General features: G+C 67.9%; 16 protein-coding genes. 7 read left to right on the forward strand and 9 right to left on the reverse strand.

Going from position 1 to position 14,673, the window contains the following annotated elements:
* The first annotated feature begins 4 nt into the window (after positions 1-4).
* The 6 genes from lptD to ACREPD_RS06685 all read left to right on the forward strand — a co-directional run bounded on the left by lptD (position 5) and on the right by ACREPD_RS06685 (position 7,092).
* Positions 5-2,461 carry an LPS-assembly protein LptD gene (gene lptD, locus ACREPD_RS06660; RefSeq protein WP_431598590.1) on the forward strand — a complete coding sequence of 819 codons (2,457 nt, stop codon included), beginning with the start codon at positions 5-7 and terminating at the stop codon, positions 2,459-2,461.
* A complete protein-coding gene (locus ACREPD_RS06665; protein WP_431598591.1) occupies positions 2,458-3,801 on the forward strand; it encodes a peptidylprolyl isomerase in 1,344 nt (447 codons plus the stop codon). The genes lptD and ACREPD_RS06665 overlap by 4 nt, the downstream gene beginning before the upstream one ends.
* Positions 3,802-3,811: 10 nt before the next feature.
* A complete protein-coding gene (pdxA, locus tag ACREPD_RS06670) occupies positions 3,812-4,792 on the forward strand; it encodes a 4-hydroxythreonine-4-phosphate dehydrogenase PdxA (RefSeq protein ID WP_431598592.1) in 981 nt (326 codons plus the stop codon).
* Entirely contained in the window at positions 4,789-5,607 is an 819-nt protein-coding gene (gene rsmA, locus ACREPD_RS06675) for a 16S rRNA (adenine(1518)-N(6)/adenine(1519)-N(6))-dimethyltransferase RsmA (RefSeq protein ID WP_431598593.1), read from the forward strand. The genes pdxA and rsmA overlap by 4 nt, the downstream gene beginning before the upstream one ends.
* 68 nt (positions 5,608-5,675) lie before the next feature.
* Positions 5,676-6,059 (forward strand): Co2+/Mg2+ efflux protein ApaG, encoded by a 384-nt coding sequence (apaG, locus tag ACREPD_RS06680; RefSeq protein ID WP_431598594.1) that lies wholly within the window; start codon positions 5,676-5,678, stop codon positions 6,057-6,059.
* A gap of 13 nt (positions 6,060-6,072) precedes the next feature.
* On the forward strand, positions 6,073-7,092 hold the full coding sequence (locus tag ACREPD_RS06685) for a symmetrical bis(5'-nucleosyl)-tetraphosphatase (protein WP_431598595.1): 1,020 nt from the start codon (positions 6,073-6,075) through the stop codon (positions 7,090-7,092).
* 439 nt (positions 7,093-7,531) lie between these two features.
* Here the strand turns inward: ACREPD_RS06685 and ACREPD_RS06690 are convergent, their stop codons facing one another.
* The 9 genes from ACREPD_RS06690 to ACREPD_RS06730 all read right to left on the reverse strand — a co-directional run bounded on the left by ACREPD_RS06690 (position 7,532) and on the right by ACREPD_RS06730 (position 13,688).
* Positions 7,532-8,026, reverse strand: coding sequence for a dihydrofolate reductase (locus ACREPD_RS06690; protein ID WP_431598596.1), 495 nt, complete (start codon positions 8,024-8,026; stop codon positions 7,532-7,534).
* Positions 8,023-8,574, reverse strand: coding sequence for a hypothetical protein (locus ACREPD_RS06695; protein ID WP_431598597.1), 552 nt, complete (start codon positions 8,572-8,574; stop codon positions 8,023-8,025). Before ACREPD_RS06695 ends, ACREPD_RS06690 begins: the two co-directional genes overlap by 4 nt.
* A 5-nt stretch (positions 8,575-8,579) precedes the next feature.
* Positions 8,580-9,374: a thymidylate synthase gene (locus ACREPD_RS06700; protein ID WP_431598598.1), complete on the reverse strand. Its 795-nt coding sequence runs from the start codon at positions 9,372-9,374 to the stop codon at positions 8,580-8,582.
* Positions 9,371-10,267, reverse strand: coding sequence for a prolipoprotein diacylglyceryl transferase (gene lgt, locus ACREPD_RS06705; RefSeq protein WP_431598599.1), 897 nt, complete (start codon positions 10,265-10,267; stop codon positions 9,371-9,373). Before lgt ends, ACREPD_RS06700 begins: the two co-directional genes overlap by 4 nt.
* A 51-nt stretch (positions 10,268-10,318) precedes the next feature.
* Entirely contained in the window at positions 10,319-10,807 is a 489-nt protein-coding gene (locus ACREPD_RS06710; RefSeq protein ID WP_431598600.1) for a TPM domain-containing protein, read from the reverse strand.
* Positions 10,807-11,703 carry a TPM domain-containing protein gene (locus ACREPD_RS06715; RefSeq protein ID WP_431598601.1) on the reverse strand — a complete coding sequence of 299 codons (897 nt, stop codon included), beginning with the start codon at positions 11,701-11,703 and terminating at the stop codon, positions 10,807-10,809. The genes ACREPD_RS06710 and ACREPD_RS06715 overlap by 1 nt, the downstream gene beginning before the upstream one ends.
* Before the next feature lie 4 nt (positions 11,704-11,707).
* A complete protein-coding gene (locus tag ACREPD_RS06720) occupies positions 11,708-12,349 on the reverse strand; it encodes a LemA family protein (RefSeq protein WP_431598602.1) in 642 nt (213 codons plus the stop codon).
* A 169-nt stretch (positions 12,350-12,518) separates the two neighbouring features.
* A complete protein-coding gene (locus ACREPD_RS06725) occupies positions 12,519-13,268 on the reverse strand; it encodes a TerC family protein (protein ID WP_431598603.1) in 750 nt (249 codons plus the stop codon).
* A 39-nt stretch (positions 13,269-13,307) separates the two neighbouring features.
* Positions 13,308-13,688 carry a diacylglycerol kinase gene (locus ACREPD_RS06730; protein WP_431598604.1) on the reverse strand — a complete coding sequence of 127 codons (381 nt, stop codon included), beginning with the start codon at positions 13,686-13,688 and terminating at the stop codon, positions 13,308-13,310.
* A 180-nt stretch (positions 13,689-13,868) separates the two neighbouring features.
* On the opposite strand from ACREPD_RS06730, the gene ACREPD_RS06735 reads away from it, so the two are divergent.
* The gene (locus ACREPD_RS06735; RefSeq protein ID WP_431598605.1) at positions 13,869-14,597 is read left to right on the forward strand and encodes an SGNH/GDSL hydrolase family protein; all 729 of its coding nucleotides are present in this window, start codon (positions 13,869-13,871) and stop codon (positions 14,595-14,597) included.
* The last annotated feature ends 76 nt before the right edge of the window (positions 14,598-14,673 follow it).

A 14,673-nucleotide genomic window follows, 5' to 3' on the forward strand; every position in this document is an offset into this window, starting at 1 on the left:
CCGCGTGCGCCGAGCCCTCCGTCTGCTGCCCCTCCCCCTGAGCATCGCCATCTGCCTGCCGGCCATGGCCGACGACAAACCGGTGAACTGGGGCCTGTGCCCGGTTACGGATGTCCTGCCCGTGTTCACCGACGCCCCCGTGGCGGACAAGGCCGCGGCCGAAACCCGCGACCAACAACCCACCGATATCGAAGGCGACACCCTGTTCGGGACCAGCACGGTGCCCCAGTACCAGGGCAACGTGGCGCTCAAGCGCGGCGACCAGTTCCTGGGCACCGACCACCTGAGCTTCGACACCGAGAGCGGCAATTACATCGCCGAAGGCAACGTGCGCTACCAGGACTCCTCGATCCGCATGGTCGCCAAGCGCGCCGAGGGCAACCAGGAGTCGGACACCCACAAGATCAGCGACATCAGGTACCAGCTGGTCTCGCGGCGTGGCAATGGCGACGCCGAGTCGATCGACCTGCAGGGCGCGGTGGGCCAGATGCACCGGTCCACCTACACCACCTGCGACCCGTCGCAGCCGGTGTGGAAGCTGACGGCCCCGCAGATCGACGTGGACAACGACGAAGGCTTCGGCACCGCGCGCAACGCGGTACTTCGCATCGGCAAGGTGCCGGTGCTGTGGGCGCCGTACTTCAAGTTCCCGATCGACGACCGTCGCCAGACCGGCCTGCTGTACCCGCAGATCGGCATGTCCGGCCGCAACGGGTTCGATTACGCCCAGCCGATCTACTTCAACCTGGCGCCGAACTACGACGACACGTTGACCCCGCGCTACATGAGCAAGCGCGGTTTCATGCTCGACAACGAGTTCCGCTATCTCTATGGCGGCGGCCGTGGCGAGCTGCAGACCGCCTACCTGCCCAACGACAAGCTGCGCGACCGCGACCGTGGCCAGGTGGAGTTCGAGGGCTACCACAACATCAATTCCCACTGGCAGACCCGCGCCAACATCGCCTGGGTCAGCGACGAACGCTACACCGAAGACTTCTCCAGCAAGCTGCTCGGGGTCACCACCTCCAGCCTGCAGAGCCAGATCGGCATCTACGGCACCGGTGAGAACTGGACCGGCGGGCTGATGGCCGACTACTGGCAGCTCACCGATTACACCCTGACCGAGGCCTCGCTGCCCTACTCGCGCCAGCCGCGCCTGTTCGGCACCTGGGACAAGCCGCTGCTGCCGTGGCTGGAAGTGGGCGTGTACGCCGAGGCGGTGCATTTCACCCATGACGACGCCAACCAGAAGTTTGGCGCCGACGGCGACTACGAGCGCAACGGCCTGGTAACCCCGTATTACAACGGCTCGCGCCTGGACGTGAAGCCCTACGTGACCATGCCGTTTGCCGGCGCGGCCTGGTATGTCACCCCGACCCTGGCCTACCGCTACACCGGTTACCAGCTGGACCGCGGGCTGGCCGACCAGACCCGGCTGCAGGCATTGCGCGACGCGAACGTCGACCTGAGCACCCTCACCCCGGACCAGCTGCGCGGCAACACGTCGCCGCACCGCAGCGTGCCGATCGCCAGCCTCGACGCGGGCATGTTCTTCGACCGGGAAACCGAGATCGGCGGCACCTCGTACCTGCACACGCTGGAACCGCGCCTGTTCTACCTGCGCACGCCGTACCGCGACCAGAGCGACCTGCCGATCTTCGACACCCGCGACTTCACCTTCAGCTGGGGCCAGCTGTTCCGCGACTCGCGCTACACCGGTGCGGACCGCCAGAACGACGCCAACCAGCTGACCATGGCCGTCAGCACCCGCTTCATCAACCAGGAAACCGGCCGCGAGCGCTTCTCCGCCAGCATCGGCCAGATCCTGTACTTCGACGATTCGCGGGTGACCGTGCCCGGTACCGCCTCGCAGGTGGAAGAGGGCAAGTCCGCCTGGATCGCCGACGCCAACTACGCCATCAACGACCGCTGGAACCTGGGCGCCACCTACCAGTGGGACCCCAAGTACAAGCGCGAGGACCTGGCCAGCGTGCGTGCGCGCTACCTGATGTCCAACGACGGCATCGTCAACCTGACCTACCGCTACCGCGTCAACGCGGCCGCCCCGGTCACCGCGACCAAGGAAGAACGCACCCTGCTGGAGCAGGTGGACCTGTCCTTCCTGTACCCGATCAACGAGCGCTGGAGCGTGGTGGGCCGTTACTACTACTCCATCGCCGACAAGGCGCCGCTGGAAATCATCGGCGGCGTGCAGTGGGACAGCTGCTGCCTGGCCGTACGCGCCCTGGCCCGCCGCTACGTGCGCAACCGCGAGGGTGAGCTGAACAATTCCTTCCAGATCGAGTTCGTGCTCAAGGGCCTGAGCTCCATCGGCCAGAACACGGACCGCACTTTGCGCCGTGCTATTCTCGGCTACTACCGAGACGACCTCTATCTCGTGCCGCCCAGCAACACCGGCGTCCCCACGCGCGAAGACTACGATCCGAACCTGATCCCATGACCAAGACCTTCCCCGTCCTACTCGCTTCCCTGATCGCCGTCAGCACCGTCTCCGCGCCGTTGCAGGTGCTGGCCCAGCAGTCCCAGTCGCTGGACCGCATTGCGGCCATCGTCGACGAGGACGTGGTGCTGCAGAGCGAGCTGGACCGCGCCATCGTGAACATCAAGGCCCAGTACGCTGGCCGCGAAGGTCAGCTGCCGCCCGACGACGTGCTCAGCCGCCAGGTGCTCGAGCGCCTGGTGCTGGTCAAGCTACAGGTGGCCCGCGCCGAAGGCAGCGGCATCAAGGTCAGCGACCAGGAGCTCAACCAGGCCCTGAACGCCATTGCCCAGCAGAACGGCTCCAACCTGGACGCCCTGCGCCAGCGCCTGGCCGCCGATGGCGTGGATTTCAACGACTTCCGCAGCTCGGTTCGCGATGAAATCACCGTGCAGCGGCTGCGCCAGAGTTTCGCCCAGAGCCGCATCAGCGTCAGCGAAGGCGAAGTGGATGCCGCGCTGAAGCAGGAAGCCACCGCGGGCACCCAGTACCACCTGGCACACATCCTGATCGGCCTGCCCGAAGCGGCCACGGCCGACCAGATCAGCACCGGGCAGAAGAAGGCCGACGGCGTGAAGGCGCTGCTGGACAAGGGCGAGCTGGACTTCAACGCTGCCGCCGTGCGCTATTCCGACAGCCCCAACGCGCTGGAAGGCGGCGACCTGGGCTGGCGCTCGCTGGACGAAATTCCCAATGCGTTCGCGCAGATGATGGCCAGCATGAAGGCCGGCGACGTGGTCGGCCCGCTGCGTGGCCCGAGCGGCTTCCAGCTGCTCAAACTGGTGGAAGTGCGTGATGCCAGCGCCGCCGCCGGCGGCCAGACCATCACCGAATACCATGGCCGCCACATCCTGATCCGTGTCACCGACCAGCAGGACAACGCCGCCGCCAAGGCCAAGATCGATACGATCCGCGCCCGCATCGCCGGCGGTGCCGACTTCCAGGCCGTAGCCAAGGAATCGTCGGAAGACACCAACAGCAAGGGACAGGGCGGTGATCTGGGCTGGTTCCCGGCCGACGCGTTCGGTCCGGACTTCGGCAAGCAGGTCTCCGGTCTCACCGATGGTGGCGTGAGCCCGCCGTTCCGCACCGACGCGGGCTGGCACATCGTGCAGCGCGTGGCGTCCCGCCAGACCGACGCCGGCACCGACAACAAGCGCTCCCAGATCCGCGAGACCATCGGCCGTCGCAAGCTGGAAGAAGAGTACAACCGCTACCTGCAGGAACTGCGTGGCGAAGCCTACGTGGACCTGCGCACCAACGCCCCGGCCGCCGCGGCCCCGGCACCTGCCAAGCCCTGAGTCCGGCACGATGATCCCGCAGCTCGCTCTGGTACCGGGCGAGCCCGCCGGGATCGGCCCGGAACTCTGCCTTCGCCTGATCCAGCAGCCGCGCACCGATTGCCGGCTGCTGGCCTTCGCCGACCCGGGCACGTTGCGCGCGGCCGCCACGGCGCTGTCGCTGCCGCTGAATCTGCTGCCTGAAGATGCCATCGCCCGCCAGCCGGGCGATCTGCCGTTGCGCGAGGTGCGCAATGCGCAGCCGTCGCGCTTCGGCCATACCGACCCGGCCAACGCCGCTGCGGTGATCGCCGCCCTGCTGCAGGCCGGCCAGGCCTGCCTGTCCGGGGAACTGGACGGCGTGGTCACCGGACCCGTGCACAAGGCCGTGATCAACCAGGGCGGCATCGCCTACAGCGGCACCACCGAACTGCTGGCCGACCAGGCCGGGGTCGAGGTGGTGATGATGCTGGCCAACGACATTGTCCGGGTGGCCCTGGCGACCACCCACCTGCCCCTGCGCGCGGTGGCCGATGCCATCACCGCCGAGGGCCTGGGCCGCACGCTGCACACCGTGCACGCGGCGATGCAGCGCCAGTTCGGCATCGCCACGCCGCGTATCGCGGTGCTGGGGCTGAACCCGCATGCCGGCGAAGACGGGCACCTGGGACGAGAGGAGCTGGACCTGATCATCCCGCTGCTGGAGCGCCTGCGCGCCGGCGGCATGGACCTGGTCGGCCCGCTGCCGGCCGATACCGCGTTCCTGCCGGCCAAGCTGGCCGGGTTCGACGCGGTGCTGGCCATGTACCACGACCAGGGCCTGCCGGTGCTCAAGTACAGCGGCTTTGAACAGGCGGTCAACATCACGCTCGGGCTGCCCTATCCCCGGGTGGCGGTCGACCACGGCACCGCCTTGGACCTGGCCGGGCGCGGCCTGGCCGACCCTTCCAGTCTCCTCGCCGCCACCGGACTGTGTGCCCGGCTGGCGCGGCAACGTAAGATGGCAGCATGACTTCCCCGTATTCCTCTTCAGCCGCCGGGTTCACCGCGCCGGCCAAAAAGCAGCTCGGCCAGCACTTCCTGGCCGATCGCAGCTACATCGACAAGATCGTCATGGCCGTCAACCCGAAGGACGACGACCGCCTGGTCGAGATCGGCCCCGGCCAGGGCGCCATCACCCTGCCGCTGCTGCGCCGTCATCCGCGCCTGACCGTGATCGAGTTCGACCGCGACCTGATCGCGCCGTTGACCGCCGCCGCCGCGCCGCTGGGCGAGCTGACCATCGTGCACCGCGACGTGCTGCAGGTGAACTTCACCGAGCTGGCCGGCGACGGCCAGATCCGCCTGGTCGGCAACCTGCCCTACAACATCTCCTCGCCGATCCTGTTCCACGCCATGGAGCACGCCGCGGTGATCCGCGACATGCACTTCATGCTGCAGAAGGAGGTCGTGGACCGCATGGCCGCCGAGCCCGGCAGCAAGGTCTATGGCCGGCTGAGCGTGATGCTGCAGGCCTGGTGCAAGGTCACCTCGCTGTTCGTGGTGCCGCCGGGCGCCTTCCGGCCGCCGCCGAAGGTGGATTCGGCGGTGGTGCGGCTGGTCCCGCGCGACCCGTCCACGGTCGACATCCACGACCGCAAGCGCTTTGCGGACGTGGTCCGCGCCGCGTTCGGGCAACGCCGCAAGACGCTGCGCAATGCACTCAACGGCGTGGTCAGCGCCGAGCAGTTCGAGGCCGCCGGGGTGCGCAGCGATGCGCGCGCCGAGCAGTTGGCCGTGGCCGAATTCATTGCGCTGGCCAACGTGCCGGTTCCGCCGGCCGAGTAGCGCCATGCGCGTGACGCCCCCTGCCCGGCGCTCACCTCACTCTGCACAACACCCTCTAAACTGCCTGCATGAACGACGCTGCAAACTACGCGATCTCCGTCGAGGTCGCCCCGCGTTTCCTCGATGACCAGTCCATCCCCGAGGACGGGCGCTTTGCGTTCGCCTATACGATCCGCATCCACAACGGCGGCCGCGTCGCGGCACGGCTGGTGGCGCGCCACTGGCGGATCACCGACGGCAATGGGCGGGTGGAGCATGTCGACGGCGACGGCGTGATCGGCGAGCAGCCGCGGCTGCGCCCGGGTGAAGACTTCCGTTACACGTCTGGCGTCATGCTGGAGACCGAACACGGCACGATGCAGGGGCATTACGACATGGTGGCCGACGACGGCACCGAGTTCGCTGCACCGATCGCGCCCTTCGTGCTCACCGTTCCGCGCACACTGCACTGATGGAGGCGCACGCATGAGTGTCTGGGCCATCGGCGATCTGCAGGGCTGTTACGACGTCACCCAGCGCCTGCTGGAAAAGATCCGCTTCGACCCGGCGGTGGACAAACTGTGGTTCTGTGGCGACCTGGTCAACCGCGGCGGACAGTCGCTGGAGACGCTGCGGCTGGTCCATTCGCTGCGCGAACACAGCGTGGTGGTGCTGGGCAACCATGACCTGTCGCTGCTGGCCGTGGGCGCGCGCACCGAGGAAGAGCAGCGCAAGGTCAACCCGGACCTGCTGCGCATCGTGCAGGCCGAAGACCGCGACGAACTGCTCGAATGGCTGCGCCTGCAGAAGCTGGTTCACGTGGACCGCGAGCTGGGCTGGATGATGGTGCACGCCGGGCTGGCCCCGAAGTGGACCACGCAGCTGGCCGAGAAACACGCGCGCGAGGTAGAGGTGCAGCTGCACGGCAGCGGTTACCGCAAGCTGTTCCGCAACATGTACGGCGACAAACCCGGCTGGTCGCCCGGCCTGGGCGGTTACGACCGCTCGCGGGCGATCATCAATCTGCTCACGCGGATGCGTTACTGCACGCCGCGCGGCCGCATCGGGATCGAGGACAAGGGCACGCCGGGCACGCAGGAACAGGGCCTGTACCCGTGGTTCGAAGTACCGGGTCGGGTCGAACGCGATCTGAAGATCGTGTGCGGCCACTGGTCGGCGCTGGGCCTGACGATCACGCAGGGCGTGCATGCGATCGACACCGGTGCGGTGTGGGGCGGCAAGCTCACGGCGCTGCAGCTGGATACCGAGGAACTGCGCGTGGTGCAGGTCCCGGGCCGCGACGTACCCAAGCCGGTAACGCCACCGCGCCCCCCGGCACGGCGCCCCGCCAACGAAGGCGGCCAACCCGGCAACAACCGGCCCCCGCGCCAGCGCGAGGGCCAGCCGCGCGACCGCGGCCAGCGCCAGCAGCAACAACCCCGCCCGCCGCGCGAACCGGCAGGCAACAACGGCAACGACGGCAACAACACGCCAACCACGGCGTAGCGCAACGGCCAGAGCCTTGGACTGTGAATGTCTCTGGTTTGGGCCGGCGGCGGTGGGGGTATGGGGCACGCTGCAAGTACGTCCATGTAAGCTCGTTCACGCCATCCATGGCGCTCTACGGCCCCATACCCCCACCCCCACCGACCCTTCGATAGTTGCGTCGGTGAGTCACTCTGAAGCGGTAGAGCCGGGCTCTGCAGCCAGGCATGGCCTGGCTCTACGGCGTCGCGCGCGACGCCATTGTTTCTTGATTTCCAATGGCCACCAGCCGACTGTCGAAGGGTCGGTGGGGGCAGGTTTGCGGGGGCATGAGCCGCATGGATGCGGCGACTGAGCTTACAGGGATGTACTTGCAGCGTCCCCCGCAGGCCTGCCGCCGCCGGCCCAAGCCAGACACATTCGCAGAGCAGGGCTTTGGCTTTGGCTTCGGCCTTACGCCTTACGCCTTCCGCACGTAATCCACGAAATCGAACGCGAACGCGTGTTTGGCGTCGGCGGGATGATGCTCGCGGGTGGTTTCGACCCACTGCTGCGGGTCGACGGGCGGGAAATGGGTGTCGGCGTCCACCGACGTCTCCACCCAGGTCAGGTGCAGGTCCGTGGCCTGCGCCATGGCAAGACGGTAGATCTCGCCGCCGCCGATCACGCACAGCTCGTCCGCGCCGGCTACCGCCGCGAACTGCAGGGCCTCGTCGATGGACGCCACCGCCTGCATGCCCTCGAACGGCACCTGGCCCGAGCGGGTCAGCACCAGATTGGGCCGGCCGGGCAACGCGCGGCCCAGCGACTGCGCGGTCTTGCGACCCATCAGGATCGGCTTGCCGATCGTCAGCGCCTTGAAGCGCTTGAGGTCATCGGGCAGCTGCCAGGGCAGCTGGTTGTCATGGCCGATGCCATGCGCCTGGTCCAGCGCCGCAATCAACGAGAGCTTCATGATTCGTCCGCGTCCATGCGCACCGCATCGCAACGCTCCTGCGCGGCGCGCACGTCGGGCAATGCCTTCTGCAGGCGCGGATCGGCCTCCATCGATTGGTCGGCCTGTTCGGTGAGGCGGGCCAGATGGGCATCCTGCGCGGCCTGCAGGCCGGGCGCGGCCATGATCTCCGCGCTCAGTCCATCAATATCGCCGTCAGCGCTGCGCTCCAGGAAGTTCTGCAGCTGGGCCGGCGAATACGCCTGCGCCAGTTGCTGCTCGAACGTGCGCTGGTACGCCGGATCACTGAAGGCGCCCTGCATGAAGCGCACCAGCTCGCTGGACATGCTCGCTACCGCACTGCGCATGCCGGGCTCGCAGGCCGCCGGCAGGTCGCCCGGCATCAGGCCCGCGCCGGACGCACCGGCCATGGCCGCCACGTCGTCGTTGACCTGGCGCTGCACGATCTGCGCATTGACCTGGGTGGCCAGCGGCACCGACGGCGCGGCCGCCTGTGCCGCAGCCGGCAACAGCATCAACAGCGCAACGCGCAGCGTCCTGCCCGCCATCCGCCTCATACCGCCACCGGCGCCTTGATCGCCGGGTGCGGGTTGTAGCCGTCGATGCGGATGTCGTCGTACTGGAAACCGAACAGGTCGGTGACGTCCGGGTTCAACCACAGCGTGGGCAGCGCGCGCGGTTCACGCGAGAGCTGCTCGCGCGCCTGCTCATAGTGGTTCGAGTACAGGTGCGCATCGCCCAGCGTGTGCACGAAGTCGCCCACGCCCAGCCCCGTGGCCTGCGCCACCAGATGGGTGAGCAGCGCGTAGCTGGCGATGTTGAACGGCACGCCCAGGAAGATGTCGCCGCTGCGCTGGTACAGCTGGCAGCTCAGCTTGCCGTCCACCACGTAGAACTGGAACAGGTTGTGGCAGGGCATCAGCGCCATCTGCGACAGCTCGCCCACATTCCACGCGCTGACCACCAGCCGCCTCGAATCCGGGTTGCGCTTGATCTCGTCCACCAGCCACTGCATCTGGTCGATGCTGCCGCCGTCGGCCGTGGCCCAGCTGCGCCACTGCTTGCCGTAGACCGGACCGAGGTCGCCGTTGGCATCGGCCCACTCGTCCCAGATGCGTACCTGGTTGTCCTTGAGGTAGCCGATGTTGGTGTCGCCCTTCAGGAACCACAGCAGCTCATGGATGATCGAGCGCAGGTGCAGCTTCTTGGTGGTGACCAGCGGGAAGCCGTCGTTGAGGTTGAAACGCATCTGCCAGCCGAACACGCTGCGCGTGCCGGTGCCGGTGCGGTCGGACTTCTCCGTGCCGTGTTCCAGCACGTGTTCCAGCAGGTCCAGGTAGGCCTTCATGCCTTGCTCCCGGCAGCGGTGGAGGTGGTGGGCAGCACCGGCTGCAGTACCGGCGCGCGGCGCGACAGCGCCAGCAGCACCAGGCCGAAGGCCACCAGCGGCAGGCTCAGCAGCTGGCCGCGGGTGAACCAGTCGAAGGCCAGGTACACGCCGTTGTCGGGCATGCGCACGAACTCCACCGCGAAGCGGAACACGCCGTACATCAGCGCGAACAGGCCGGAGATCACGTAGCGGTGGCGCGGGGTGGCCGACACCGCCCACAGCACCACGAACATCACCAGGCCTTCCAGCAGCGCTTCATACAGCTGCGAGGGATGGCGCGCGAACTGATTGAGCGCACCGGTGGCGAACTGCTCGCGCAGCGCCGGCATGTCCAGCTGGTTCAACGGCGCCGGCAGGCCACTCGGGAACACCACGCCCCACGTGCCGTCGGTGTACTTGCCCCACAGCTCGGCGCCGATGAAGTTGCCGATGCGGCCGAAGCCCAGGCCCAACGGCACCAGCGGCGCCATGAAGTCGATCGTGTCGCCCAGGTGCAGGCGCTGCTTGCGCGACCACCACCACGAGGCGAACAGCACGCCGAGCAGGCCGCCGTGGAAGCTCATGCCGCCATCCCACACCTTGAACAGCAGCAGCGGGTTGTGCAGGAAATCCGACAGCGCATAGAACAGCATGTAGCCGACGCGGCCGCCCACCACCACGCCGAGCATGGCGTAGAACAGCAGGTCGGAGAATCCGTTGGCATCCACGCCCGGCAGGCGCCCGGCCGCGATCCGCCGGCGGCCCAGCCACCAGGCCGCCGTGAAGCCGAGCAGGTACATGATGCCGTACCAGTGCACCTTGATCGGCCCAAGCGAGATGGCGATGGGGTCGATATCGTGGAAATAGATCATGGGCGATGCCTTGCAGGTAAGCGGCTATTCTCGGGCCAGCGCCGCCCCACCTCAACCAAGCAGTTGGGGTGTGTTGGGCAGGGCGTCATCCTTGGACCCGCTGCCGGGCGGGTAATGCCCCGCCAGTATCTCCGATACCTCGGCAATGGCCAGCAGCACCGCGTCCTGCAGGGCCCCGCCGCGCAGCTGCTCCTGCATGTGCGCGCAGACCGCCTGCCACTGCGCCTCGCCCACCTTTTCGCGCAGGCCACGGTCGGCCACCAGCTCGATGGCGTGGTCGGCCAGCAGCAGGTACACCAGCACGCCGTTGTTCTGTTCGGTGTCCCAGGTGCGCAGCTGCGCAAAGGCGTGGTCGGCGCGCTGACGGGCGCTGACGCCCTGCCACAAGGCCAGCAACGGCAGTTCCGCTTCCACCGCGAACATCACCTGGCCGCCATGCAGGCGCTCGCCTGCGGTGATCGCGTCGGTGATGGCCTGCAGGCTGTCCGCCGGGAAGGTGCGCCGCAGCGAGGGCGCGAACAGGTGGCGCAAGGCGCGCATCACCAGCCCCCCGAGGCGCCGCCGCCTCCGGAACGCCCGCCGCCGCCGCCCCAGCCGCCACCGCCGCCGAAGCCACCGCCTCCTCCACCACCCCAGCCGCCGCCACCGAAGCCACCGCCGCCCCAGCCGCTGTTGCGGGCAAAGCGGCCGACCCGGCCGGAGGAGAACCCGACGAACAGGCCGATCAGGCCGGCCAGGCCGCTGGCCAGCCACAGCGAAGTGAACAGGAACGCGGCCACGGCCGCCCCGCCCCCGCCCAGCAGCGCGCGCACCGGGCGCGGCAGCCAGCCCAGCAGGGCGCGGGCGAAGGTGCCCACGAAGAAGCCGATGACCAGCGCCAGCGTGAAGCCGTCGCCTCCGCTGCCGCGCTCGGCGCGGTTGTCGCTGACCGGCGCCGGCAGTTCCTCGCCGTCGATCAGCTTGACCAGCGCGGCGCTGCCGTCGACCAGCCCGCCGGCGTAGTCTCCGCTGCGGAAATGCGGGGCCAGGTATTCCTGGATAACGCGGTTGGCGATGGCGTCGGGAATCGCGCCCTCCAGGCCGTAGCCCGGTTCGATGCGGACCCGCCGGTCGTCCTTGGCGACCACCAGCAGCACGCCGTCATCCCCGCCCTGGCGGCCGATCTTCCACTGCTCGAACACCCGCTGGGTGTACTGCTCGATGGTTTCGGGCTGGGTGCTGGGCACCATCAGGATCTGCAGCTGGCTGCCCTTGCGCTGCTGCAGGGCCAGCGCCTGGGCCTCCAACGCCTGCTTCTGCGCAGCATCCAGGGTGCCGGTGGTGTCCACCACCGGCGAGGTCATCGGCGGAATGGCCGCATCGGCCTGCGCCCAGGCGGGAAGCGCCAGGCACAGGCACAGCAGCAACAGCGCGCGCAGCAGCAGGCGGGTAGTCACCGGGTTACTGCGCCGGGGCCTGCTGCGGCTGCGGCTGCGGCGCGGGGGCCGGCGCCGGGGCCTGCGAGCCGAACTTCACCGCCGGCGGCTGCGAGATCTGCGCTTCGTTCTCTACCGTGAAGTTCGGCTTTTCCTTGTAACCGAAGATTTTGGCGGTGATCAGCTGCGGGAACGAGAGGATGTAGGTGTTGTAGTCCTGCACCTGCTGGATGTAGCGGCCGCGGGCCACGGTGATGCGGTTCTCCGTACCTTCCAGCTGCGCCTGCAGGTCGCGGAAGCCCTGGTCGGACTTCAGGTTCGGGTAGTTCTCGGTGACCACCAGCAGCCGCGACAGCGCACCGCTCAGTTCGCCCTGCGCCTGCTGGAACTGCTTGAGAGATTCGGCATCGTCGGCGTTGACGTTGACCTGGCCGACCCGGGCGCGGGCATTGGTCACATCGGTCAGCACCTGGCGTTCCTGGTTGGCATAGCCTTCCACGGTCTGCACCAGGTTCGGAATCAGGTCGGCGCGGCGCTTGTACTGGTTGAGCACCTCGGCCCAGCCGGCCTTGACCTGCTGGTCCTTCTGCTGGATCGAGTTGTAACCGCAGCCTGACAACAGGCTGGCCAGCAGGGCCAGCAACATCAGTCGGGTGGACGTACGCATGGCCGGCTCCGGATCGGGGTTGTCGGAGCCGGAGAATGCCATGAATAGGGGTTAATAGCCCGTAACGGCGCGGGGCCGACGCAACGGCCGGCCCCGCATCCCCGGGCGGCTGCCGACAACGCGTCGGCTCACCCCCCGGTAGGTACCGACCGTTGGTCGGTACACGGCGTTACCAGTTACCGGCACCCGGCACATGGTGCGCCAGCGCGCGGCGGCGCATCAGCAGGTTCAGCCATTCCACCAGCACCGAGAAGCCCATGGCCGAGTAGATGTAGGGCTTGGGCACGTGCACGCCCAGGCCGTCCAGAATCAGCACCGCACCGATCAGCAGGATGAAGGCCAGGGCCAGCATCTTCACGGTCGGGTTGGCGTCGATGAAGCGGCCCAGCGGGTTGGCCGCCAGCAGCATGACCGCCACCGACAGCAGGATCGCCGCGACCATCACCGGCACGTGGTCGGCGATGCCGACGGCGGTGATCACCGAGTCCAGCGAGAACACGATGTCGATAACGGCGATCTGCGCGATGACCATGCCGAACACGGCCGAGGCCTTGGTGGTGGTGGGGTCTTCGTCTTCGCCACCGGTGATCAGCTCGCGGATTTCCATGCTGCCCTTGATGAGCAGGAACAGTCCGCCGAGGATCAGCACCAGGTCGCGGATGGAGATGCCCACGCCGGCCACGGTGAACAGATTGGCTTCCATGTGCGCCAGGTAGGCCAGCGACACCAGCAGCAGGATCCGGGTGATGCAGGCCACGGCGATGCCGAGCTTGCGCGCGAACGGGCGGCGCGCTTCGGGCAGCTTGCTCACGGCGATGGAGATGAACACCAGGTTGTCGATGCCCAGCACGATCTCGAGCGCGCTCAGGGTCAGCAGGGTCAACCAGACGTTGGGATCGGACAGCAGCTCAAGCAACATGGATACATCCTTACAGGGGGGAATGGCGCGCGATGCGCGTCAGAAAATTCGCGGGGCGAGGACCAGGCCCCAGCACAGCAGTACGTTCATCATCAGCACGAACACCGCCGCCGAACCCATGTCCTTGGCGCGGCCGGCCAGCTCGTGGAATTCCGGGCCATAGCGTTCGATCACGGCCTCGATGGCCGAGTTGGCCAGCTCCATGGCCAGCACCAGCAGCATCGAACCGATCATGAGGGCACGCTCGACCGGGGTCTGGCCCAGCCACAGCGCCAGCGGGGCCAGCACGATCAGCAGGTAGACCTCGAGCCGGAACGAAGACTCGTGCAGCCAGGCGGCCCGCAGGCCCTGCCAGGACCACACCGCGGCCTTGAAGATGCGCTTGGGGCCGCGCGGCATGTGCCCGATTTCATCAGCCACGCAGGGAAACCCCGCAGCGGGAACGGGGGCAGGACGGCAGATGCGGGGCACGACAAAGGGTCATGGGCAGCGCGCTAAGCGGTTGAGAATGGGGCATTTTGCCACAAGGGGCACGCGCCGGCCCGGCGCCGGGGGCGGCGGCCCGGCCTAGAATGGCCGGACGCACTACAGGAGTCCCGCATGTCCCAGCGTTTCACCCGCCCCCTGCTGCTCGCCCTGGCGCTGACCGCCAGCCTGCCCGCCCTGGCCCTGAAGCAGCACCCGGTGCCGCCCCCGCCGCAGGTCCCCGCACAGGTCTCGAACGTGGCGTGGGCCGGCGATATGGCCGCCTTCGCCAGCGCCGACGCAGCCACGCCGCCGCCGCGCGGGGGCATCGAGTTCATCGGCAGTTCGTCCATCCGCATGTGGGACACCCTGGCGACCGATTTTCCGGGCCAGAAGGTCTTCAACCGTGGCTTCGGCGGTTCGGAAGTGCGCGACAGCACCTACTACGCCGACCAGATCGTGATTCCGTACGCGCCGTGCAAGGTGTTCTTCTACGCCGGCGACAACGACCTCAACAGCGGCCGCACGCCCGCGCAGGTACGCGACGATGTGGTGGCCTTCGTGCAGCGGGTACACCGCGACCTGCCGAAGACGACCGTGGAAGTGATATCGATCAAGCCCAGCCCATCGCGCGCGCAGTTGCTGCCGGCGGTGCAGGAGGCCAACGGCTTGATCCAGCAGGCCTTGGCAAAGGTGCCCAACACGGGCTACACCGACATCTACACCCCGATGCTCGGCGAAGACGGCCAGCCGCGCAAGGAGCTGTTCCGCGAAGACATGCTGCACATGAAGCCGGAAGGCTATGCAATCTGGCGGGACGCGTTGGCGCCGAAGGTTCGTTGCGGTGAAGCGGTGAAGCGGTAACGCCGTAGAGCCGTAGAGCAAGAGCCGCGGCCTGGGTGTCTGGGGCTGGGCCGGTGGGGGCGGGTTGGCGGGACAC

It is taken from the genome of Stenotrophomonas sp., assembly GCF_050737075.1.
Lineage (GTDB): Bacteria > Pseudomonadota > Gammaproteobacteria > Xanthomonadales > Xanthomonadaceae > Stenotrophomonas.

Coding starts and splice junctions, on each gene's coding strand:
- ACREPD_RS06725 (WP_431598603.1), bottom strand. CDS start 13,268: ATGTTGCTTGAGCTGCTGTCCGATCCCAACGTCTGGTTGACCCTGCTG.
- ACREPD_RS06735 (WP_431598605.1), top strand. CDS start 13,869: ATGTCCCAGCGTTTCACCCGCCCCCTGCTGCTCGCCCTGGCGCTGACC.
- pdxA (WP_431598592.1), top strand. CDS start 3,812: ATGATCCCGCAGCTCGCTCTGGTACCGGGCGAGCCCGCCGGGATCGGC.
- ACREPD_RS06700 (WP_431598598.1), bottom strand. CDS start 9,374: ATGAAGGCCTACCTGGACCTGCTGGAACACGTGCTGGAACACGGCACG.
- ACREPD_RS06690 (WP_431598596.1), bottom strand. CDS start 8,026: ATGAAGCTCTCGTTGATTGCGGCGCTGGACCAGGCGCATGGCATCGGC.
- ACREPD_RS06710 (WP_431598600.1), bottom strand. CDS start 10,807: ATGCGCGCCTTGCGCCACCTGTTCGCGCCCTCGCTGCGGCGCACCTTC.
- ACREPD_RS06720 (WP_431598602.1), bottom strand. CDS start 12,349: ATGCGTACGTCCACCCGACTGATGTTGCTGGCCCTGCTGGCCAGCCTG.
- rsmA (WP_431598593.1), top strand. CDS start 4,789: ATGACTTCCCCGTATTCCTCTTCAGCCGCCGGGTTCACCGCGCCGGCC.
- ACREPD_RS06695 (WP_431598597.1), bottom strand. CDS start 8,574: ATGGCGGGCAGGACGCTGCGCGTTGCGCTGTTGATGCTGTTGCCGGCT.
- lgt (WP_431598599.1), bottom strand. CDS start 10,267: ATGATCTATTTCCACGATATCGACCCCATCGCCATCTCGCTTGGGCCG.
- apaG (WP_431598594.1), top strand. CDS start 5,676: ATGAACGACGCTGCAAACTACGCGATCTCCGTCGAGGTCGCCCCGCGT.
- ACREPD_RS06685 (WP_431598595.1), top strand. CDS start 6,073: ATGAGTGTCTGGGCCATCGGCGATCTGCAGGGCTGTTACGACGTCACC.
- ACREPD_RS06665 (WP_431598591.1), top strand. CDS start 2,458: ATGACCAAGACCTTCCCCGTCCTACTCGCTTCCCTGATCGCCGTCAGC.